Source organism: Paenibacillus sp. FSL K6-1096, from assembly GCF_037977055.1.
Classification (GTDB): Bacteria; Bacillota; Bacilli; order Paenibacillales; family Paenibacillaceae; genus Paenibacillus_AQ.
This window is the reverse complement of the sequence record NZ_CP150274.1, coordinates 3,632,961-3,655,374: the sequence shown is the minus strand read 5'-3', so window position 1 is coordinate 3,655,374 and position 22,414 is coordinate 3,632,961. Positions and strand designations below refer to the sequence as shown.

Sequence of the window (22,414 nt, the reverse complement as noted above, 5' to 3'; positions counted from 1 at the left end):
GTTTCTAGTTACCGTTAGAAAGGTGAAGCTGACCATATGCAAATGGGAACGATTCTGGTAGTGGATGATGAACAGCCTATTGCTGATATATTGAAATTCAATCTGGAAAAAGAGGGCTACGAGGTGATCTGTGCCTTCGACGGTAACAGTGCCGTTGAGCTGGCGCTGTCCAGCCGCCCGGATCTGATGCTGCTCGACCTCATGCTGCCCGGCAAGGACGGGATGGATGTCTGCCGTGAGGTGCGCTCGGCGCATCTCGATATTCCGATCATCATGCTTACGGCCAAGGACGGAGAGATTGATAAGGTGCTGGGCCTGGAGCTGGGGGCCGATGATTACGTGACCAAGCCGTTCAGCACCCGGGAGCTGCTGGCCCGGGTCAAGGCACAGATGCGCCGCCAGCATAAGCCGGCCCTGTCGGAGACGCCCAGCGAGCCTGTGGAGAGCAAACAGGGCGTATACCATTTCGGACTATTCATCGACACGGATATGTACATGGTCTACAAGGATGGCGAGCCGCTTGATCTGACGCATCGGGAATATGAGCTGCTCTATTATATGATCCGTCATGCCGGCAAGGTCATGACGCGGGAGCATTTGCTGCAGGCCGTATGGGGCTTTGAGTACTTCGGCGATGTGCGGACGGTCGATGTGACGATCCGCCGGCTCAGAGAGAAAATTGAGGAGAATCCCAGCAAGCCGGAATATATCCATACCCGGCGCGGACTCGGTTATTTGATGCATAGCCCCAAAAACGGAGGGTTGTGATGAAAGCATGGTCCTTTTTTCGGACGATCCAGGCCAGGCTTATTGTGATCTATGTACTGCTGATTCTGATTGCGATGCAGCTGATCGGCGTGTACTTCGTCAGCTCGATGAAGAACTCGCTGACCGATAATTTCACCAAGGACCTGAAGGCCCGGGCTGAGATGCTCTCGATCCTCACCGCAGACAAGTTCGGGAGCGAGACGGGGACGGCCGATGAGGAATCGGCGGTGGAGAGCCTGCGCGGCATGGTGAACAATCTCTATATCAATGGCGCAGAGATTCAGGTGCTGGACGCGAGCGGCAAGATTATTACCACCTCGGTTCCCTCCCAGAATGACTATGTGGGCCAGCGAAATACGCAGACCGTTGTCAGCCGCGCCTTGCAGGGCATCAGCGATAACGAGGAATATATCATCGCCGATGATAATGTGCGCAAGAAGGTAGTGGCCAAGCCGGTGATCTCCGGTGATAAGGTCGTAGGAGCGATCTATATCGCTGCCGATATGAAGGATCTGTATGCGACGATGAGCCGGATTAACAGCGTATTCCTCTCGGGGCTGCTGCTTGCCCTGGCCTTGACGGCAGTGCTGGGGGTTATTCTGGCCCATACCATTACCCATCCGATCAAGGAGATGACCAAGCATGCTACTGCGGTGGCCGAAGGCCGGTTCAACCGCAAGGTTCCCGTGTTCGGCAACGATGAGATCGGGCAGCTCAGCCAGGCCTTCAACTATATGACGGACAGGCTGCGCGAGGCGCTGCAGCAGAATGAAGAGGAGAAGGAGAAGCTTACCTCTATTCTGGCGAACATGAGTGATGGTGTGGTGGCAACCGATGAGAACGGGGCGGTCATTCTGATGAATACACGCGCCGCTCTGATGCTGGGGACAGACGGGCCGCTTCCGGAGGGTGCTCCGCTCGGCGGGCTGCTTGGTCTGGACCATGAGCAGTCGGTGTCGGTAACACAGGGCATTGCCCAGTCGGCGATGCTTCATCTGTCTCCCATGGGCGGTGAGGACCCCAACATCGTGCGGGTTACCTTCACGCCGATCCACCGCCGCGAGGGCGGACGGATTGCCGGAACGATTGCCGTGCTGCAGGATGTCACGGAGCAGGAGAATCTGGAGGAATCACGCCGGGAGTTCGTAGCCAATGTATCGCATGAGCTGCGGACGCCGCTGACGACCATCAAGAGCTATGCGGAGGCGCTGGATGACGGCGCGCTGGAGGACCCGCAGCTGGCCGTGCGGTTCGTCGGAGTGATCCGCAATGAGACGGAGCGGATGATCCGGCTGGTGACCGATCTCCTGCATCTGTCGCGGCTCGATTCCAAGGAATCCAGCCTGCGTATCCAGCAGACGGATATCTCCGAGATGCTGGAGGATGTGGCCGACCGCTTCTCCTTCCAGATCCGCCAGAAGCGGATTCATATCAGCACCCGCGTGCGCAAGGAGGTCGCTACAGCCTGGCTGGACCGGGATCAGATCGATCAGGTGCTCGGCAACCTGGTCTCCAATGCCTTGAAGTATACGCCGGAGGGCGGAACGATTCAGCTGGAGGCGGAGAAGAACGAGGAAGGAATGCTGGCCGTGTCGGTCCGCGATTCCGGTATCGGAATTCCGAAGAAGGACATTGAGCGTATTTTTGAACGGTTCTATAGAGTGGATAAGGCCCGCTCGCGGAATATGGGCGGCACAGGTCTGGGACTGTCCATTGCCCGGGAAATTGTCAAAGCCCACGGCGGCTCCATTTCCCTGCAGTCGGAGCTGAATCAAGGGTCGCTGGTCACGTTCACGCTGCCTTTGATGAAGCAAAGGGGGAGTGAGGCGTGAAGGAGAAAATCAAATCATGGGTGCTGGTCGTGCTCATTCTCGGAAGCCTTGTGGAGAGCTATTATCTGATCTACAGGCTGCCGGGCAGCGACTCGGCGGTGCTGTCGAAGAACCTGTATGTGAAGACTGATAATATGGGCCCGGAAGAGAAGGTCGAGAATCTGCTGTACCCGGACAGAATGGTTATCCATATGGGCGAGGACAAGCATACGCTGTTCTATCCCAGCTCCACCTTCTATAATCTGATTCTGAACCGTCTGAACGGCCGCAGCTTCGAGAGCTTCCAGCGGCGGTCGGTGCAGGATTTCGATTGGGACAAGATCCGCCGCGAGAATCCGGGCATTGAGCTGTCATTCGGATCAGGCATTCCGGTCACGCTGCTGCAGCGGGTGATGCAGATCTCCCCGGATTCCCTGTTCGAGGGGGAGAGCATTGACCGGATCTGGATCTACAATGTCAAGAATGACTCCAAGGCCCATGCCATCTTCTTCAGCACCCGCGGGGATATTGTGTACGAGGCAGCCAAGGCCGACCTTACGGTGCAGGATGTGCAGCAGCATGTGGACTTCGGCAGGAATCTGACCAGATACACCACCGTGAACGGAGATTATTATGTGCCGGAGGCGGCGGTTCCGCTGGTCGAGGTGACCATGCCTGCGGGGATGTACACCATTGAGCAGATGCAGAGCAATCTGTTCTTCGATGCGGGCAGCACCCGTTATATTCCCGAGAAGGACGGCTCCCGGATCTACACCGACAGCAAGCGCAGCCTGCAGGTGGACCAGGAGCAGAACTGGATGAGCTACAGCGATCCGGCTGCCCTGCCTGACGGCGACAGCACCCCGGCCAAGGATGCGCTGGAGGCGGTGGACTTCGTCAACCGGCACGGCGGATGGAATGGAACCTACCGGCTGGCTGCTACCGAGGAGGGCCGGCAGGACCGCAAGGTTACATTCCAGCAATATTACGGGGCTTATCCGTCCGGCTCCTATCCGATCATGAGTAATCCGCAGCTGCAGTACGGCGTCATTCATCTGGAGCTGCAGCAGGGAACCGTCTCGTCCTATGAGCGCTCCCTGATGTATATGGATGAGAGTAAGTCAGAGAAGGTGATCGTCGAGCTGTCCGGCGGCGAAGCGCTGAAGCAGCAGCTGGCTCAGGTCAGCAGTATCCAGCGGATCACCGACCTTACACCGGCATATATGCCTTCATTGAAGGAGAATAAGCTGCAGCTCCATCCGGTCTGGCGGGTCACGCTGCTTGACGGAAGTGTGGTTATGCTGAACTGAGAAATACCGGCGGCAAGGATGATGAAGCTGTGAGCTAAGGAGGGAACGGGATGGACTGGGGCAGGGCCAAAAGTGTACTGATATACGCCTTTCTGGTGCTTAATCTGCTGCTGTGTTATCAGCTGTGGGTGGATGTGCGCGATCAGGTCAGCGCAGGGCTTGACTTCACTTCCCTGTCCGCCGAGACCCAGGCGGTGATGGAGGAGAAGGGCATCCGGCTGCTGTGCCCGATCCCGGCGGCCACTCCGCAGCTGCCGGATATCACGTACCGCTACTCCGGAGAGGAGCAGAACGAGCCGCCGGTGAAGCTGAAGGAGCCGATTGACAGCAAGCTGATGTATTCATCGTTCTCTGAGCTGAGCAGCCTGCTGAAGAACGAGATTCCCGACATAGCTAATTACCGGTTCGATTCGCAGGAGAGTGAGGTAGGCAAGTTCGTCCTGCATCCGCTGGTAGACGGCAAGTGGTCATTGTTCAGAGTGAGGCTGGAGCTGATTAACAGCGACCAGAAGATTGTGGCGTACCGCATGCCGCAGATTGAGATCGGGGCGAGCCGCAGCGATAATCTGCAGAAGGTGCTTCCGGCCTCACAGGCGCTGAGCAGTCTGATCGAGAAGTATTTTCCGGCGGATGCGGCAGTGAAGGAGATTGAGCTGGGCTATTACGGCGAGCTGTTCAACTCTGAGAGTCAGGTGGCTTCGCCGATGTGGCGGTTCATCCTGGAGGACGGAAGCGCCTATTATATGGATGCGATCAGTGCGGACATTATCAGTCCCAAGACAACAGAGTAGAAGGAGCAGGAGAGAGATATGGGAATTTCATTTACAGTGCTGTCCAGCGGTTCTACCGGGAATGTGACGGTGGTGCGTAACGGCGAGACCACACTTATGATCGATGCGGGCTTAAGTGCGAAGCGGATCGATGAGCTGCTGGCGATGCGTGAGCTGACAGGAACAGATCTGGACGGGATTCTGGTAACCCATGAGCATTCCGACCATATTAAGGGGCTTGGCGCGATGGCCCGCAAATATGATCTTCCCATCTATGCGAACCAGAACACCTGGGGGGCAATCGAGAAGGGGATCGGCAAGATTGCCGAGCATAACAAAATTATTCTGGAGACCGGACAGCACCGGGATTTCGGCAGTATGCGGGTGGAGTCATTCGCGATTTCCCATGATGCAGCGGAGCCGGTGGCTTATAATTTCTACGACGGCAAGGAGAAGCTGTGTGTGGCGACCGATCTCGGGTATGTCAGCGATAAGGTGAAAGCGGCCATCTCCGATGCTGATGTGCTGGTGCTGGAATCGAATCATGACATTGAAATGCTGCGGATGGGGCGGTATCCGTGGAATACGAAACGGCGGATTCTCGGCGATCTGGGCCATCTGTCCAATGAGGCGGCAGGCGCAGCGCTCAGCGAGATTCTGACGGGACGGACCAAACGCGCCTATCTGGCACATTTAAGCAGGGACCATAATATGATGGATCTGGCGAAGATGTCCGTGCGCGGGGCGATGGAGGACCGGGGCTGCTTTTATAAAGACAGCGAATTCCGGCTCTGCGATACCTACTATGACCGGCCTACGCCATGGGATAAGGTGAGCCAGTCATAAGGCGGTCAATCTCGGTCACCTTGTGCTCCAGCTCCTGGCGGGAGAATACCCCTTTATCAATCAGCAGCTCAATCATCGCATGTTGAACGAGAATCAGCTGGTAGTGCTCATCCTTCAGGTCACCCAGCTTGCCGATAAACTGTACCAGATCCATACTAGCTGAAAAAGACTCCATTGTCTCCAGCCCTCCTTAGGAAATCATTTGTTATGTGAGAGTAAATTATTTACAGCTTTTTTACACAGAAAAAATGTGGGCCGCACCGCTGCCTGTGATACAATCAATATAAAGCGTTCTAACACTATTGTAGTCTTTTAAGTTGCAAAATATTCCTTATACAAGCGTTTGATATTTTGGTAGCTTGCAAGAATAAGAGACATCCCTTGCGCTTAGAACCCACAGAAATGTGGTGAATAAATCATGTGAAACCTTTTAGCACTTCTTGAAGTCTAAGAGATATAGCAGTTAAGCTCGGGCGTGGTTGCTTGGCGTTCAGGTCATGAATGCAGTGGCAATAGAGGGGAGAGAAGGTAACGTGGGATTATTCGATGATGATTTCTATTCAACCAAGGTGTCACGGCGCAGAAACGGCAAGTCCAAATCCTCCGGCGGATTCGCGGATGGCAAATGGGCGGTCCGTAAATCAAAGCGGTCCCTGGCAACGTGGCAGGTTGCGCTGATCTGCTCGCTCTGCAGTGCGGTGGTAGCCGTCCTGCTGTTCGGCACGGTAACAGGACAGTTCACCCGGGAGAAGGCCCAGGCTCCGGTGATTATTGATAAAGTGGCTGCCAGCAGCTCCGACCCCTATGACCGGATCATTCAGGCCGCGGCACATGTCCGTCCGGCGGTAGTCAGCATTATTAACCATAAGGAAGATAACAAGGAACTCAATATTCTCGATGAATCGGCATTAGGCTCGGGAGTTATCTATAAAAAAGACGATAATAAGGCATTTATCATTACCAATAATCATGTGATTGAAGGCGCGGGTAAGCTGGAGATCGTAACGGTTGACGGCGAGACACGCAAAGCGGAGCTGGTGGGTGCAGATAAGGTCAGCGATATTGCAGTGCTCTCTATTGACGCCAAAGGCATCCATACGGTTGCAGAGATCGGTGATTCCTCCAAGCTGCGGCTGGGCGAGACCGTTATTGCCATCGGCAATCCGCTGGGGCTGGGTGACACGCTGACCTCAGGCATTGTCAGCTATACGGAGCGGACGATTCCGGTATCCCTGAATCAGGACGGCGTATATGACTGGGAGCAGGAGGTCATTCAGACCGATGCCGCCATCAATGAAGGCAATAGCGGCGGTGCGCTGGTTGACCTGAACGGCAAGGTGATCGGAATCAATACGATGAAGATCTCCGATACAGGCGTAGAGGGTCTAGGCTTCGCCATTCCGGCCAACCATGTGATGGATACCGCCAATGAGCTGACGGCCAAGGGACGGATTGCCCGTTCGTACCTGGGTGTGTATTCGGTGGATTTGAATAATCCGTATGTGCCGCTGGCCGAGGATCAGCGGAAGGAGCTGAATCTTCCGAAGACGGTCACCGACGGTGTCGTGGTGCTGGATGCTGTTGGACCAGCGAAGGAAGCGGGTCTGCAATTCAACGATGTGATTACGAAGTTCGATGACAAGCCGATTACCTCAACCCTGGCCCTGCGCAAATATCTGTACGATCATACCAAGATCGGTGACAAGCTGAAGATTACCTTCTACCGCAACGGTGAAGTGAAGCAGGCGACCGTGAAGCTTTTGGAGAAGCCGGGAGAATAATTTGGGAATTGCCTGTATATAATAGTGAAGCAGTCACGATCAAGGAAACGGTTCAAGCCGTCCCCTTAAAGAATAAATAAGGGGGCGGGGCCGTTTCAAAAGGGCGGCAACGGGGTAAAGAATAGTATGATTTATGGTTCGTCTGTTTGTCTGGTAGCCCTTACATTGGGAGCAGGACCTGAATAGGGAAAATCCGGAGAAATTAGGATAAGATAGCTTGCCTTTGTTATTGAGGTGTGGTAACATTAAATTACTTATACAGACACAGATTGATACCTAATTCTCGTATTGAAAAGGGCTGTCAACTTGGAACAACCTTTTTCAATGTGTGAATTTTTTCTTTGTCTGAAGATAAAAAGAACATATTAATTTAAATTTGTGGAGGTAACACACATGCAAACAGGTACAGTTAAATGGTTCAACGCAGAAAAAGGATTCGGATTCATCGAAGTTGAAGGCGGAAGCGACGTATTCGTACACTTCAGCGCTATCACAGGCGAAGGCTTCAAGACTTTGGATGAAGGCCAACGCGTTGAATTCAACGTTGTTCAAGGCAACCGTGGACCACAAGCCGAAAACGTTGTAAAACTGTAATTAATTGAAGAACCGTCCCCGCTTGTGAAAGTTGGGACGGTCTTTTTTTATCATAACCGAATAGACTGGTAACCTCAGCTTGCAGCATAAAGGAAGGAGGAACGGCAATGAACTACCGGAAGAAGCCTCTGGAAGAAATACCTGAAGAAAACACCGCAATCTGGGCCTGTACGAACGATGAATGCAACGGATGGATGAGGGACAATTTCTCTTTTGAACATGCGCCTGAATGTCCTCTCTGCCATTCTCCGATGGCCCGCAGCATGAAGATGCTGCCGCAATTGCTTAATTCAAATGGCGATCTCAAATCGCTTAAGAAAGGTATTTCCATTACCTAGACCCATAACCTTTATGAGCCAAGACCTGATACAGGTGAACAAATGTCAAGACGGTGAAACCGTCTTATTTTTTTTGCTTTATGAACGTGATTTTGTGATATTTGTCACAAATTTATTGATTTTAATGCTAAATCAGGGCGTATAATGTGATTATTGTCACACTGCCCTTGCCTGAAATTTGACAGAATAGACGTACCAATAGGGAGAAGGAAGGGGAGACACATGGATACAGTCATGCTGTCACGTATACAATTTGCGTCGACGACAATTTTTCATTATTTCTTCGTGCCGGTATCGATCGGACTAGCGCTCTTGATTGCCATCATGGAGACGATGTACGTCAGAAAAGGCGATGAAGAGTACAAAAGAATGGCGCAATTCTGGGGGAAGCTGTTCCTGATTAACTTCGCTGTGGGCGTCGTCACGGGGATTCTGCAGGAGTTCCAGTTCGGCATGAACTGGTCTGACTATTCCCGCTTCGTCGGTGATGTGTTCGGGGCTCCGCTGGCGATTGAAGCGCTGCTGGCCTTCTTCATGGAGTCCACATTCATCGGAATCTGGATCTTCGGCTGGGATAAGGTATCCAAGAAGGTGCATCTGGCCTCGATCTGGTTAGTTGCCCTCGGCACGATGCTGTCCGCTTTCTGGATTCTCGCCGCCAACTCGTTCATGCAGCATCCGGTAGGCTTCGCAGTGAACAACGGGCGGGCTGAAATGAATGATATCTTTGCACTGATTACGAACGGCCAGCTGCTGGTTGAATTTCCGCACACCGTCCTTGCCGCATATGCTACAGGCGCTTTCCTGGTCACAGGGATTAGTGCTTACAAGCTGCTGAAGAAGCAGGAGGTTTCTTTCTTCCGTAAATCGTTTGAAATCGCGGCAATTGTGGGCATTATCTCTTCATTCGGTGTTGCCGTTGCCGGTCATGCCCAGGCGCAGTACCTGGTTGAGACCCAGCCGATGAAGATGGCTGCTTCCGAAGGGCTGTGGGGCAAGAGCGGAGACCCGGCTCCTTGGACCGTGTTCGCCACAATTGATACTGTGAACAAAACCAACAAGAATGAAATTCAGGTACCATACCTGCTCAGCTTCCTGTCCTACAGTAAATTCTCCGGTGAAGTGAAGGGAATGAATGAGCTGCAGGCCCAATATGAACAGGAATACGGCCCGGGCAATTATATTCCTCCTGTCAAAACAACCTTCTGGAGCTTCCGGATCATGGTTGCGGCAGGCACGCTGATGATCGTACTTGGCGTATATGCGATCTACCTTATGTGGCGCAAAAAGCTGGACAAACCAAATACCTGGTTCATGCGCTTTATGTTCTGGGGGCTGCTGCTTCCGCCGATCGCCAATACTTCGGGCTGGATTATGACAGAGATCGGGAGACAGCCATGGACGGTATTCGGACTGATGACTACAGAGGATAGCGTGTCGCCTAATATTACGAGCGGACAGGTGCTCTTCTCGGTGATCTCGTTCACCGCGATCTATGCGATACTGGGTGCGGTGCTGGTCGGCCTGTTCATCAAGGTGATCCGCAAAGGCCCGTATGCGATGGATAACGAGCACGGCGAATCCCACGATCCGTATAACAAGGAGGGATCAACTCATGCTTTCTCTTAATGAACTGTGGTTTCTGCTGATCGGCGTGCTGTTCGTCGGGTTCTTCTTCCTGGAAGGCTTCGACTTCGGCGTAGGGATGGAAACGCAGATTCTGGCCAAAAATGATACCGAGCGCCGGGTACTGATCAACTCGATCGGACCGTTCTGGGATGCGAATGAGGTGTGGCTGCTTACAGGCGCCGGGGCGATGTTTGCCGCCTTCCCGCATTGGTATGCCACACTGTTCAGCGGCTTCTATATTCCGTTCGTGTTCGCCCTGCTGGCGCTGATTGCCCGCGGTGTGGCCTTCGAATTCAGAGGCAAGCGCGATTCCAAGGCATGGGTGAAGACATGGGATGTCTGCATCTTCTTCGGCAGCTTCCTGCCGCCGTTCCTGCTCGCTGTAGTGTTCGCCAGCTTCATCAAGGGCTTGCCGATTGGCAGCGACATGGAAATGCATGCCGGATTCTTCGATATTGTTAACGGATATACAGTTGTTGCCGGTATTACAGTCGTGCTGATGTGTCTGGTTCACGGGCTGATGTTCACCACGCTCCGCACCATTGGCGATCTGCAGGAACGGGCACGCAAGCTGGCCCGGAAGCTGCTGATCCCGCTCGCGGTGCTGCTGGTAGCCTTCGTTATTATGACCTACACCATGACAGACATCTTCGACAAGCGCGGCGTGCTGCTGTGGATTGTCGTAGTGCTCGGTGTTGCTGCTTACCTGCTGGCCGGATACTTCATGAGCAAGAAGAAGGACGGCTATGCCTTCGGAATGACCGGCGCGGTGATGGCGCTGTCGGTGGCCTCGATCTTCATCGGCTTGTTCCCGCGGGTGATGATCAGCTCGCTGGATCAGGCATTCAACCTGACGATCACGAATGCGGCCTCCGGCCCTTATTCGCTGAAGGTGATGACGATTGTTGCGCTGACCCTGCTGCCGTTCGTGCTGGGCTATCAGATCTGGAGTTATTTCATCTTCCACAAACGGGTTCATGAGAAGGAGCATCTTGAATACTAATGGATAAAAATTTGCTTGGGTATAAAGGAGTAAAGCCTGTCTTCGTGCTGGTTGGCTTCCTTACCCTGGTGCAAAGCCTGTCCATTCTTCTGCTGGCGAAGTCGCTGGCGGAAGTTGTCTCTGCGCTGTTTGCGGGAGAACCGCTGAAGGAACAAGGGGCTAAAGCGCTCTTGTTCCTTCTTGCTTTTCTCGTGCGTCATGCCTGTGCCCTGCTGATGAGCCGGGCGGCTTACCGCTTCGCGGAAGCGACCGGAAGCAGCATGCGCAGACAGATGATGGATAAGCTGTTCCAGCTGGGACCGCGACTGGCTTACGACCGGGGAACAGGACATGTGGTCACCTTAGTGCTCGAAGGCGTTACCAAGTTCCGCACTTATCTGGAGCTGATTATTCCCCGGATGGTCGGCATGGCGGTGACCCCCGCTCTGCTGCTGGTCTATGTGTACACTCAGGATACCTCCAGCGGTGTTATTCTTACCTTAACGATGCCGATCATCATTGTGTTCATGATTCTGATCGGCATGACGGCCCGCAAGCAGATGGACCGCCAGCTGAAATCCTACCGCACCTTATCGAACCACTTCGTGGATTCACTGCGCGGCCTGGAGACACTGAAGTTCCTGGGCCGCAGCCGCAGCCACAGCGAGAGCATTGCCGCAGTCAGCGACCGCTACCGCTCGGCCACGATGCGTACCCTGCGCGTAGCCTTCCTGTCTTCCTTCGCCATGGACTTCTTCACCATGCTGTCCGTCGCTTCGGTCGCGGTAAGTCTTGGCCTGCGTCTGGTCAATGAGCAGATGACACTGGTGACCGGGCTGACGATTCTGATTCTGGCGCCGGAATATTTCCTGCCGGTGCGGCTCGTGGGTGCAGACTTCCATGCTACACTGGACGGCAAGGAGGCCGGGGAAGCCATGAAGAGCATTATCGACCGGGAGACGGTGCAGGCTAAGGTGCTGGAGCTTGGAGACGGCGTGGGCGGAGATCCGGCGGGGAGCTTTTTCACGTGGAACAATAGCAGTGCACTGAGGCTTGATGCCGTAGGAATGAAGCATGAAGCGGAGGGGGCAGCGTCACTGGAGGAGGTGAGCCTTGCCTTCAGCGGCTATGCCAAGGTTGGGATTATCGGGGAGAGCGGGGCAGGAAAATCTACGCTGGTCGATATCCTGGGCGGCTTCCTGCATCCTACGTCCGGCACGGTCAGCATTAACGGAAGCCGGGTCAGTGCGCTTACGGATGAGCAGTGGCGCAAGCAGACGGCCTACATTCCGCAGCGCCCGTATATCTTCAGCAGAACACTGGCGGATAATGTACGGTTCTATTACCCGGAGGCTTCGGAAGAGGCGGTTGAAGCTGCTCTGAACGCTGCCGGACTGTCGAAGCTGGTATCCTCGCTGCCCGATGGCTTGAACGAGATGATCGGCGGAGGCGGACGGTCGTTCAGCGGGGGGCAGGAGCAGCGCGTGGCGCTGGCCCGGGCACTGCTGAGCCGCCGCCCGGTAATGCTGCTGGATGAGCCGACGGCCCATCTGGACATTGAGACCGAATACGAGCTTAAGGAGACGATGCTGCCGCTGTTCGAGGGCAAGCTGGTGTTCCTGGCTACGCACCGCCTGCACTGGATGACCGATATGGATCTGATTGTCGTCATGCAGCAGGGGCGGGTAGCCGAGACAGGCACGCACCGCGAGCTGATTGCCCGCAAGGGTGTCTACTATGGGCTGATTCAGAGTCAACTGGAGGGAATCCATTGAAACGTGACGGATGGTTTGCTCCCTATTCTGCCGCTTATTTCTGGCGGTTCGTGTTAATTGTTGTGTTGGGCGCTTTGACCGTGTTCTCGGCGTCCTCGCTGATGTATACCTCGGGCTTCCTGATCTCGAAGGCTTCCATTCCGCCGGAAAATATCCTGATGATCTATGTGCCGATTGTCGGCGTCCGTACCTTCGGGACCAGCCGGGCTGTCATCCATTATGTGGAGCGGCTGGTCGGGCATGACACGATTCTGCGTATCCTGTCGAAGATGCGGGTCCGGCTGTATCATCTGCTGGAGCCGCAGGCCCTGCTGCTGTCCTCGCGCTTCCGGACCGGCGATCTGCTCGGAATGCTGGCCGATGATATCGAGCATCTGCAGAATGTGTACCTGCGCACGGTCTTCCCAAGTATCATCGCGCTGCTGATCTATGGCGCGGCGGTGATTGCGCTGGGAACCTTCGACTGGGCCTTCGCCCTGCTGATGGGGCTGTACATGCTGGTGCTGGTTGCCGTTCTGCCGCTGATCTCCCTGCTGCTGACCCAGAAGCGCCAGCGCGAGGTGAAGCAGCAGCGCAACCGGCTGTACCAGAAGCTGACCGATGCCGTCCTCGGCCTAGGCGATTGGGTAATCAGCGGACGGCAGCGCCAGTTCGTTGACACCTATGAGGCCGACGAGCAGGCTGTTGCCCGCACCGATAGTGCGCTGCGCCGCTGGGCGCGCGTGCGCATGTTCATCGGCCAGGCTGTGGTCGGCCTGGGCGTGTTGTCGCTGCTCTACTGGGCAGGCGGCCAGTACGCTGACGGAGCCATCGCCGGAACGCTGATTGCTGCGTTCGTGCTGGTGGTATTCCCGGTCGCGGATGCCTTCCTGCCCGTGTCCGAGGCCGTGGAGCGGATTCCGCAGTACCGGAATTCGCTGGAGCGCCTGGACGGCGTGGAAGCGGCGGCGGGGACTGCGCCGCTGGCGGATGCCGCCGGAGTTGCGGAGGCGGCAGCTGCTGTGGAGGCCATCCAGGCCAGCGGGCAGGCCTGGATTGTACTGAAGTCGGCGGGTTACCGCTATGCGGCGGGCCACGACTTCTCGGTTCTGGGGCTGGACCTGGCGCTGCCGCAGGGGCGCAAGGTCGCCGTAATCGGCCGCAGCGGGGCCGGCAAATCGACACTGCTCAAGCTGGTCCAGGGCGTGATTACGCCGACCAGCGGGTCTGTGACGATTAACGGCATTGACGCGGCGGCATACGGTGAGCGGATTCCGCAACTCATCGCGGTGCTGAACCAGAGCCCGCATCTGTTCGACACGACGGTGGCGAACAATATCCGGCTCGGGAACCCGGGGGCTTCGGACGCTGCGGTCCGGCAGGCGGCGGAGCTGGCGAAGCTGGATGCGCTGATCTCCTCGCTGCCGGAGGGCTATGACACGCCGGTACGGGAGGCGGGTCAGCGCTTCTCCGGCGGGGAGCGCCAGCGCATCGCCCTGGCCCGTATTCTGCTGCAGAATACGCCGGTGGTTGTGCTGGATGAGCCGACGGTGGGCCTTGACCCGCGTACGGAGCGCGAGCTGCTGGCTACCATGTTCGAGGCGATGGCGGGCAAGACGCTGATCTGGGTCACGCATCATCTGGTCGGCGCCGAGCAGATGGATGAGGTGATCTTCATGGAGAACGGCCAGGTCGAGATGCGCGGCACCCATGCCGAGCTGCTGGCGACGCAGCCGCGTTACCGCAAGCTGTATGAACTGGACCGGCCGGGGCAAGTTCTGGATGCGGACGGTTAGTAACGGCTAGGTCTGGAGCCGAGGCAAGTGTAAGTACGACGGAAGAAGCTCTTTCTGCCCAGTTAGGGGCGGGGAGGGCTTTTTTGCGCGTGGGCCGAATGAAATCGAAAAACCGATTACAATAGGCAGGTGCGAGGGGGTGCGGGCCGAATGAAATCGAAAAACCAAATACATTTGGCGTTGTGTGGGCGTGTGGATCAGATGTATTCGAAAAACCGAATACATTCTGCGTAAGCGCCAGGTCGATGGGACAAACCCGCGAAATTAAGGTACACTTAATTGGTCGATCCTGGAAATGGGTCAGTGAACGGGGTGGAAGCATGTGATAACGGAGAGCTCCTGCGATTATGAATAAGGAGAGGTTAATCAATGGAATCAACATGCGAATTAACATGGGATCTGGAAGGCATCTATCCCTCCTTCGAGTCGGAGCAGCTTCAGCAGGACCGGGTGCAAGCAGAGACGCTGGCCGGGGAGCTGGGAGCATGGGCGGCGGCGCAGCAGAGGAATACCGGAAGAGCGGCTGCCGGAGTGATGGAACAATTCCTGAGCCAATATAATGCTTATCTGCAGATCTATTTACGCCTGTTCAGTTATGCGGAGTTAAGGTTCAGTGCGGACAGTGACTGCACCGAGGCCGTCCGGCTGATGGACGGGCTGGAGGAGATCAACTATGGTGCGGGCGAAGTGCTGGTCAGCTTCAGCAAATGGCTGGCTGCGGTAAGTGCGGATGAGCTGGAGCAGAGCATCCGGTCCAGTGCATATCTGGAGCAGCATGGCTTCTACCTGCGCGGATTAAAGAGCCGCTCACAGCATATGCTTAGCGGAGAGGGCGAAGCGGTAATTGCCCGGCTGCAGAGCACCGGCTCCAAAGCCTGGGAGCGGTTGTACATGCAGACGCTGTCTACCCTGCGCACCGATATGGTGCTGGGGGAGGAGACCCGTAAGGTAACGCTGGCGGAGCTGCGTAATCTCGTCTATGATCCCGATCCTGCGGTGCGGCGGGCTGCGTCTCAAGCGGAACACGAGGCCTGCCGCAGTGTAGCTGAACAGAGTGCTGCCTGTCTGAATGCGGTAAGCGGCGAGGCTACGGCGGTCTATGAGCTAAGAGGCTATGCCTCGCCGCTGCATAAGGTGCTGGACGCCTCGCGGATGGACCAAGAGACGCTGGAGGTGATGCTTCAGGCGATCCGGGAGAGCCTGCCGGCCTTTCAGCGGTATTATGCCAGCAAGGCAGAACGCTTGGGGCACGAGGGAGGGAGGCTGCCGTTTTGGGATGTTTTTGCACCTATTGGGGAGGAAGCTTCGGCCCGCATCACCTATGCTGAGGCCCAAGCGATCATTATTGCAGGCTTCGACAGGTTCAGTCCGGAGCTGGGCGGCTTCGCCCGCAAGGTGTTCGGGCAGCACTGGATTGATGCCGAGCCGCGCAGCGGCAAGGGCAACTTCGGGATGTGTGTCGATATTGCACCGCTGGGAGAGAGCCGGATTATCACAAGCTTCCATGGTCATTATATAGATGTGAGCGTGCTGGCCCACGAGATCGGACATGCGTACCACAGCAGCCGCCTTGCCGGATTAAGTATGGTCAATATGGATTATCCGGTGCCGATTGCGGAGACAGCGTCGATTTTTTGCGAGAGCTTGGTTAATTATGAATTGCTGCAATCCCTGCCCGACGAAGAGGCGGATGCCATTCTGGAACGGAGTCTTTCAGACGCCGGGTATTATATTGTGGACTTTTATGCCAGATATTGCTTCGAAAGCGGGTTATACGCCCGCAGGACATCCGGTCCCTTAACGGTGGAGGAACTGAATGCGCTGATGCTGGAGTCGATGGAAGCTGTTTACGGGGACAGTGTGCTGCCGGGCTCTATTCATCCTTACCAGTGGATCAGCAAGGCCGGGTATTATATGGCAGGCAATGAGTTCCTGAACTTCCCGTATTCCTTCGGACTGCTATTCTCCAAGGGCCTGTACGCCCAGTATAAGAAGCAGGGGAAGGCGTTCGTGAGCCGTTATGAGCAGTTCCTCACAGCAACCAGTACCCGGAGTATCGCGGATGCCGCGAAGCTGATGGATATTGATGTGCATTCCCTCGATTTCTGGCGGGAGGCGCTGGGCTTCATTGCGGAGGATATCAATAAGTTCGCGGAACAGGGGAAGGATGGATATTGCGCTGCGGGCGGTTCCTTTTTGGGGGGAAGTGTGGTAGAACAGTAGTATGAGTCTACGCCTCAGCGGCACAGAAAGGGATGCTTGATTGAATGTATGTAGTGTGTAAGGAACACGTAGAGCTGGCCATCGACAAATTTGTGGACGAGTACGAGGATGCACCGGATGTTGTGGATCTGAAGGAGACGGAATTCTCGGACTGGGACCCGCCGGCGAAATGTGCGGAATGTGAACGGAATGCGGAATATCTGGTCGTCTGAGGACGGCTGAATAAGAAACACCCTGTGGCCGGGAAGGGCTGCAGGGTGTTTTGGCGTACGGGCGTATGCGCGTAATTATTGTATCTGGCAGTCTGCGGCGTTCGCCATGTCGGCCAGCGGTCTGCGCCCACTGCCCCGCAGGTAGATGAAGGCGGAGCTAACCGCCACAATTGCCGCAGCTGACAATCCCCAGTAGATGTTGGAGTAGGCGGCCTGAAGCGGCAGGCTGCGCTGCCATTCCAGGGCGCTGGCGGCCATCGCTACGCTGAAGGCACCGCTGAAGAACTGCAGCAGCTGGAACAGTCCCATCCCGGAGCCGATCTGCGAAGCAGGCAGGACGCGCGAGATCTCATTCGATACACTGCTCGACAGCACAGTGAAGGACAGACTCATGATCATGTAGACGAGCATGACGGCGATCCAGGACTGTCCGGCGAATAGAGCGAACAATACGGTGGCAGCCAGAACGAGCAGCGGTGCGAAGCGCAGGATTCCGGTATTGCCGTAGCGGTCAATCATCCGTCCGACCAGCCGGGAGACGAAGATGGCCAGCAGCGAGCCCGGGAAAATAACAAGCCCGGCATGGCTGGCGCTGAAGCCGAAGCGGTGAGTCAGAATCTGCGGCAGCAGGAACAGGGTAGCGAAGCTGCACAGGTAAGAGGCAACCCCGATCAGCGCCAGGACCAGATATGAACGGTTGTTGAACAGCACGGGCAGGACGAAGGGATCAGCGGCCGTGCGGATACGCCCTGCAAATAAGGCAATCGCGGCGATGCCGGCGATCAGCGCAATCCACAGTCCGCTGGTCAGGAACAGCAGCAGCCCGGTGGTACCCACGCCAAGGAAGATCCCGCCCAGGACGTCGAATGAGCCGCTAGCCGGAACCTCCTTAGGAAGCAGGACCAGGAAGAGCGGCACCAGCAGCAGAATGGCGGCAGTGACCGCGAACAGCCAGGTCCAGCCAAGATATTCAACGATGGTGCCGCCGGCTACCGGACCCAGACCCAGTCCCAGGGAGACGGCCGACATGATCGTCGCCATGGCTTTGCCGCGCCGGGCCTGCGGAATGTAGCGGGTGAACAGGACAAGGGACAGCGACATCACCGCGCCTGCACCTGACGCCTGCAGAATACGCACAATCAGCAGAAAAATAAAGCTGGTGCTGAAGAATCCGGCCACAGCGGCAAGCCCTAAGGTGAGCAGCCCGATAACCAGCAGCCGGCGGATCGGCAGGAAGTCCGAGAGCCGGCTGTATGTGATGGAGGCAATCGAGAACATGATGGAATACCCGGTTACAATCCAGGAGGCGGACGCTGCGGTGATGCCGAAGGTCTCGGTTACATCAGGCAGGGCCAGATTGAACATCGCTGTATTCATAATGACAAGAACGACAGCAACGCTGAATAGCAGAGTTAACAGTCCTTCCCGTGGAAGGGCTGCTTGCGGAGCAGCCGTCGAAAGCTCTTGATCGCCCTCAGAAGCAGGTGATGAGGTCATGAGAAAGCCACTCCTTCATTAAGTTGTTGTATAGTTCGATTACTTGCGAATTATTGAAATATAGCATGGGCTAATGTAAAATGCAATTAGGAAATCATCGAGAAATGAAGTACTATTAACTACTACTCTGAAGGAGTCTTATTCATGAAGCAGCTCCATCATCCGGAGCGCGAAGCCATTCAGCTCTCCTCGGTATTGTATGCGCTTAGCGACCCGATCCGTCTATATGTCGTGTCGGAGATCTGTAACCACGGTCCGCAGGCCTGTAACAGCTTCAAGGTGCCGATTGTCAAGTCTACACTGACTCACCATGTCCGGACATTGCGCGAAGCGGGGGTTATTCATACCCGGGTGCAGGGTACTCAGCGTATTCTGTCCCTGCGGAAGGAAGAGCTGGACGAGCGGTTCCCCGGGCTGCTGGATTCCATATTGCAGGCTTACGTTAAGCCCGTGCCGGATGAGGGATTCGGGGAACCGGAAGAAGAAACGCAACAGCAGGATTAACCAATCATATAACGTATGACATCATCGCCACTCCGGGTCCTGGGGTGGTTTTTTTGCATTGTATAGGGCTCACAAGTGTTACCATTGACAGAATTGTGTCGGGTACAGTAATATTTTGATTTATAATGATAATCATTCTCGATTGGAAAGAAGGAAGTTCACACTATGTCCGCATCTAGAGCTAAAGGCAAAAGGCTGCTGCAAGGCCTGCTCGTATTACTGGTTATATCACTCGTCGCTGCAGGCTGTTCATCGAATAATACGGAGAAATCGGCTAGCGCCGGAGGGGTGCAGGCTGCCACAACAATCACGATGGCCTGGCCCCGGGATATCGGACCGATGAATCCGCATCTATATAATCCGTCCCAGCTGTTAGCCCAATCCATGATCTATGAGCCGCTTGTCAGTTATAGAGACGGGAAGATCGTCCCTGCGCTGGCGGAGTCCTGGACGATATCGCCCGATGGGAAGACCTACACGTTCAAGCTGCGCAGCAACGTCAAATTCTCGGACGGCTCCGCGTTTAACGCACAGATTGTGAAGAAGAATATCGATGCTGTTTTACATAATAAGAAGCTGCATACGTGGCTGGGAATGATTCCGCTGATTGCGAAGACGGAGGCACTGGATGAGACGGACTTCCGGCTTACGCTGACCGAGTCGTATTACCCGGTACTGCATGATCTTGCGGTGGTGCGGCCTGTACGCTTCCTGGGCGAGGCGGGCTTCCCGGAGGATGGTGATACGTCCAAGGGCGTGAAGAGCCCCATCGGAACCGGACCTTGGGTGTTAAGCGAATACAAGAAGGATGAATGGGCAACCTTCACCCCGAACCCTAATTATTGGGGAGAGAAGCCGAAGGTGGACAAGATCGTGGTGAAGGTGATTCCTGATGCGGAGACCCGTGTGCTGTCTTTTGAAAAAGGGGACGTGGATCTCATCTACGGCGAAGGCCTGATCAGCTATGACGCCTACAAGGAGCTTGAGAGCACCGGGAAGTACATCACTAAGCTGTCTGAACCGGTGGCTACCCGCAATCTGGTGCTGAATACGATGAATCCGAAGCTGGCTGATCTGAAGGTCCGTCAGGCGCTCAGCATGGGCTTCAACAAGGAAGCGATGGTTGAGGGGGTAACGCTGGGGCTGGAGGAGAAGGCGGATCATATCCTGCCGCCGAATCTGCCTTATGCCAATATTAAGGTGAGCCCGGTGAAATATGATGTAGAGCAGGCGAAGGCGCTGTTGGATGAGGCAGGCTGGAAGCTGCCGGCAGGCTCGGACGTCCGGGAGAAGGATGGGCAGCCGCTGGAGCTGGAGCTGATGTATGACAAGGCGGATCAGACCATGAAAGCCATGGCGGAGACTCTGCAGGCCGAATGGGCAGGAATCGGTGTGAATCTGAAAATCACCGGCGTGGAGCTGACCGTCTATATCCAGCGCCGCAAAGCCAACGAGTTCGACATGAACTTCTACTCCACCTTCGGTGCGCCGTATGATCCGCATTCCTTCATGACTGCTGTTGTGCAGCCGGGCTACGGGGTCTCGGATACACTGGCGGCCTTGCCGATGAAGGCGGAGATTGACAAGAAGATCAAGGAGGGCATGGCAACGACAGATGACAAGGCCCGTGCTGAGCTGTTCGGCTCTGTGCTGACCACCCTGCAAGAGCAGTCCTCTATTCTGCCGATCTCCTACATCAAGCAGCTGGCCGTGTACCGGGACGATGTAGCTAATTTCCAGTTCCCGTCCAACCGGGATGAATATCCGCTGCGTGGCATTGAGAAGAAATAGCGGTCTCCCGGGAGGGTTCTAAATGGGCGCATATATCGGAAAAAGAGTGCTATCGGTCATTCCCATTATTCTGTTCTCTTCGCTGCTGATGTTCGTGATGATCCGGGTGGGGCCGGTGGACCCGGCGGAGGCTTATCTGGCAGCGGCCCATATCCAGCCGGACGATGAGGTGCTGGCCGCCAAGCGGCATGAGTTCGGGCTGGATCAGCCGCTGCCGGTGCAATATGTCCAGTCCGTAGCCAAGCTGCTCCGGCTGGACTTCGGCCAGTCCTACATATCCAATATGCCTGTATGGGAGGAGGTTGCCCAGAAGCTGCCTGCGACGATTCAGCTTGCATCTTCCAGTATCGTACTGGCGCTGGTGGTCAGCATCCCCCTTGGAGTGTTAGCGGCGATCTACCACAACCGGATGGTGGATCATGTCATCCGGGTGTTCGCTTATATCGGTGCTTGTGTACCGGTCTTCTGGATCGGGTATCTGCTGATGTTCTTTATCTCGGTCAAGCTGGAATGGTTACCTGTAGAGGGCAGAGGGTCCTTCCGGCATCTGATTCTTCCTTCTATTACCCTGGCGCTCTGGCTGATTGCCATCTACGCGCGCCTGCTGCGGACGACCGTCCTGGAAGAACTCAAAGAGGCCTATGTCCGTTATGCCAGAGCGAGAGGGATTAAGGAACGTGTCATTCTGTATAAATATGTGCTGAGAATTGCCATAGCTCCGCTGATTACAGGGCTGGGCATCAACCTGGGGAAGCTGCTGACCGGCGCGATTATCGTAGAGCAGGTCTTCTCCTGGCCGGGCTTCGGCCGTTATTTCATTGAAGCGGTCATTAACCGCGATATTCCGGTGATCCAGTGCTATGTCATGCTCTCGGTCTGTGTGATCGTGGGAAGCAATCTGGCGGCCGATCTGCTCCAGCTGTTCCTGGACCCGCGGATTGCGCGCAAAGGGAGGGTCAGCCAAGGATGAGTGACTTCAGCAGCGTCTTCAAAGGCAAGAGAGTGATTGTCATCTGCGGCAGCCTTCTGCTGCTTTTTACTCTGGCGGGGCTCCTGGCTCCCTGGATTTCACCCCATGATCCCATCCGGGTGAACCTGGCAGCGAAGCTCAGTCCGCCCTCCCGGGAATATCTACTGGGGACGGATCAGCTGGGCCGGGACAATCTGTCCAGACTGCTGTATGGAACCCGGATATCGCTGGGGCTCGCCGCCCTTATTTTTGCTGCTTCGCTGGGAATAGGGCTGTTCGCCGGAGTGGTCTCCGGCTACAGAGGCGGGTGGCTGGATGCGGTGCTGATGCGGTTGTGCGATGGAATTATGGCTTTTCCCAATATGATCCTGGTGTTCGGTCTGATCGGAATCCTGGGGCCGGGGCTATCCCAGCTGGTGATCGCTCTGATGCTGGTGCAGTGGGTATATTTCGCCCGGATGTTCCGCAATATGATCGTCAGCCTGAAGGAACGGAATTTCATTACGGCAGCACGGATCAGCGGCTCCACCTCCTGGCAGATCATGCGCAGACATCTTATCCCTAACATCCTGCCGTCCATTGTGGTGATTGGCACGCTGGAGATGGGCTGGGCGATTATGGACATCTCGGCGATGTCCTTCCTGGGTCTGGGCGTCCAGGCGCCGACAGCGGAATGGGGAGCGATGCTGAACGAAGGGAAGTCCTTCATCCGCAACCATCCCGAGCTGATGCTCTATCCGGGCCTGATGATTATTATGGTGGTAGCTTCGTTTAATCTGCTGGGTGAGGCGTTGTCAGAACGGTATGGTGTCAAACGAGGCTCCTGAAAGAAGGAATG

20 protein-coding genes are annotated in these 22,414 nt (G+C 55.6%); 18 read left to right on the top strand and 2 right to left on the bottom strand.

Annotated features, from left to right (window positions below):
* Positions 1-36: 36 nt before the first annotated feature.
* From yycF to MHI24_RS16235, 5 genes are read left to right on the top strand one after another with little or no spacing between them, the layout of a single operon-like run.
* Positions 37-768, top strand: coding sequence for a response regulator YycF (gene yycF, locus MHI24_RS16255; protein ID WP_340020608.1), 732 nt, complete (start codon positions 37-39; stop codon positions 766-768).
* Positions 768-2,600 carry a cell wall metabolism sensor histidine kinase WalK gene (walK, locus tag MHI24_RS16250; protein WP_340020607.1) on the top strand — a complete coding sequence of 611 codons (1,833 nt, stop codon included), beginning with the start codon at positions 768-770 and terminating at the stop codon, positions 2,598-2,600. Before yycF ends, walK begins: the two co-directional genes overlap by 1 nt.
* On the top strand, positions 2,597-3,889 hold the full coding sequence (gene yycH, locus MHI24_RS16245; RefSeq protein ID WP_340020606.1) for a two-component system activity regulator YycH: 1,293 nt from the start codon (positions 2,597-2,599) through the stop codon (positions 3,887-3,889). Before walK ends, yycH begins: the two co-directional genes overlap by 4 nt.
* Before the next feature lie 50 nt (positions 3,890-3,939).
* Positions 3,940-4,680, top strand: coding sequence for a two-component system regulatory protein YycI (gene yycI / locus MHI24_RS16240; RefSeq protein WP_340020605.1), 741 nt, complete (start codon positions 3,940-3,942; stop codon positions 4,678-4,680).
* Positions 4,681-4,698: 18 nt separating this feature from the next.
* Positions 4,699-5,505 (top strand): MBL fold metallo-hydrolase, encoded by an 807-nt coding sequence (locus tag MHI24_RS16235; protein WP_340020604.1) that lies wholly within the window; start codon positions 4,699-4,701, stop codon positions 5,503-5,505.
* Here MHI24_RS16235 and MHI24_RS16230 read toward each other — a convergent pair.
* Positions 5,474-5,680 (bottom strand): hypothetical protein, encoded by a 207-nt coding sequence (locus MHI24_RS16230; protein WP_340020603.1) that lies wholly within the window; start codon positions 5,678-5,680, stop codon positions 5,474-5,476. The two genes, MHI24_RS16235 and MHI24_RS16230, sit on opposite strands and share 32 nt — an antisense overlap.
* Before the next feature lie 358 nt (positions 5,681-6,038).
* Here MHI24_RS16230 and MHI24_RS16225 point away from each other — a divergent pair, with 358 nt between their 5' ends.
* From MHI24_RS16225 to MHI24_RS16185, 9 genes are all read left to right on the top strand, one after another.
* Positions 6,039-7,286 carry a trypsin-like peptidase domain-containing protein gene (locus MHI24_RS16225; protein WP_340020602.1) on the top strand — a complete coding sequence of 416 codons (1,248 nt, stop codon included), beginning with the start codon at positions 6,039-6,041 and terminating at the stop codon, positions 7,284-7,286.
* 393 nt (positions 7,287-7,679) lie between these two features.
* Positions 7,680-7,880: a cold-shock protein gene (locus MHI24_RS16220; RefSeq protein ID WP_039878010.1), complete on the top strand. Its 201-nt coding sequence runs from the start codon at positions 7,680-7,682 to the stop codon at positions 7,878-7,880.
* A 107-nt stretch (positions 7,881-7,987) separates the two neighbouring features.
* Complete coding sequence (locus MHI24_RS16215) at positions 7,988-8,218, top strand: cold-shock protein (RefSeq protein ID WP_340020601.1); 231 nt, start codon at positions 7,988-7,990, stop codon at positions 8,216-8,218.
* Between the two features lie 222 nt (positions 8,219-8,440).
* Complete coding sequence (locus MHI24_RS16210) at positions 8,441-9,847, top strand: cytochrome ubiquinol oxidase subunit I (protein WP_340020600.1); 1,407 nt, start codon at positions 8,441-8,443, stop codon at positions 9,845-9,847.
* The gene (gene cydB, locus MHI24_RS16205; protein WP_340020599.1) at positions 9,834-10,850 is read left to right on the top strand and encodes a cytochrome d ubiquinol oxidase subunit II; all 1,017 of its coding nucleotides are present in this window, start codon (positions 9,834-9,836) and stop codon (positions 10,848-10,850) included. The genes MHI24_RS16210 and cydB overlap by 14 nt, the downstream gene beginning before the upstream one ends.
* Positions 10,850-12,604, top strand: coding sequence for a thiol reductant ABC exporter subunit CydD (cydD, locus tag MHI24_RS16200; protein ID WP_340020598.1), 1,755 nt, complete (start codon positions 10,850-10,852; stop codon positions 12,602-12,604). Before cydB ends, cydD begins: the two co-directional genes overlap by 1 nt.
* Positions 12,601-14,379 (top strand): thiol reductant ABC exporter subunit CydC, encoded by a 1,779-nt coding sequence (gene cydC / locus MHI24_RS16195; protein WP_340020597.1) that lies wholly within the window; start codon positions 12,601-12,603, stop codon positions 14,377-14,379. Before cydD ends, cydC begins: the two co-directional genes overlap by 4 nt.
* A gap of 369 nt (positions 14,380-14,748) precedes the next feature.
* Positions 14,749-16,602 (top strand): M3 family oligoendopeptidase, encoded by a 1,854-nt coding sequence (locus MHI24_RS16190; RefSeq protein ID WP_340020596.1) that lies wholly within the window; start codon positions 14,749-14,751, stop codon positions 16,600-16,602.
* Between the two features lie 44 nt (positions 16,603-16,646).
* Positions 16,647-16,814: a CxxH/CxxC protein gene (locus MHI24_RS16185; RefSeq protein WP_063829067.1), complete on the top strand. Its 168-nt coding sequence runs from the start codon at positions 16,647-16,649 to the stop codon at positions 16,812-16,814.
* A 75-nt stretch (positions 16,815-16,889) separates the two neighbouring features.
* On the opposite strand, the gene MHI24_RS16180 is transcribed toward MHI24_RS16185, so the two are convergent.
* Positions 16,890-18,311 (bottom strand): MFS transporter, encoded by a 1,422-nt coding sequence (locus MHI24_RS16180; protein ID WP_340020595.1) that lies wholly within the window; start codon positions 18,309-18,311, stop codon positions 16,890-16,892.
* A gap of 144 nt (positions 18,312-18,455) precedes the next feature.
* On the opposite strand from MHI24_RS16180, the gene MHI24_RS16175 reads away from it, so the two are divergent.
* The 4 genes from MHI24_RS16175 to nikC all read left to right on the top strand — a co-directional run bounded on the left by MHI24_RS16175 (position 18,456) and on the right by nikC (position 22,403).
* Entirely contained in the window at positions 18,456-18,815 is a 360-nt protein-coding gene (locus tag MHI24_RS16175) for a helix-turn-helix transcriptional regulator (protein WP_340020594.1), read from the top strand.
* Between the two features lie 165 nt (positions 18,816-18,980).
* Entirely contained in the window at positions 18,981-20,606 is a 1,626-nt protein-coding gene (gene nikA, locus MHI24_RS16170; RefSeq protein WP_340020593.1) for a nickel ABC transporter substrate-binding protein, read from the top strand.
* 22 nt (positions 20,607-20,628) lie between these two features.
* A complete protein-coding gene (gene nikB / locus MHI24_RS16165; protein ID WP_340020592.1) occupies positions 20,629-21,576 on the top strand; it encodes a nickel ABC transporter permease in 948 nt (315 codons plus the stop codon).
* Positions 21,573-22,403: a nickel ABC transporter permease subunit NikC gene (gene nikC / locus MHI24_RS16160; protein ID WP_340020591.1), complete on the top strand. Its 831-nt coding sequence runs from the start codon at positions 21,573-21,575 to the stop codon at positions 22,401-22,403. Before nikB ends, nikC begins: the two co-directional genes overlap by 4 nt.
* Positions 22,404-22,414: the final 11 nt, after the last annotated feature.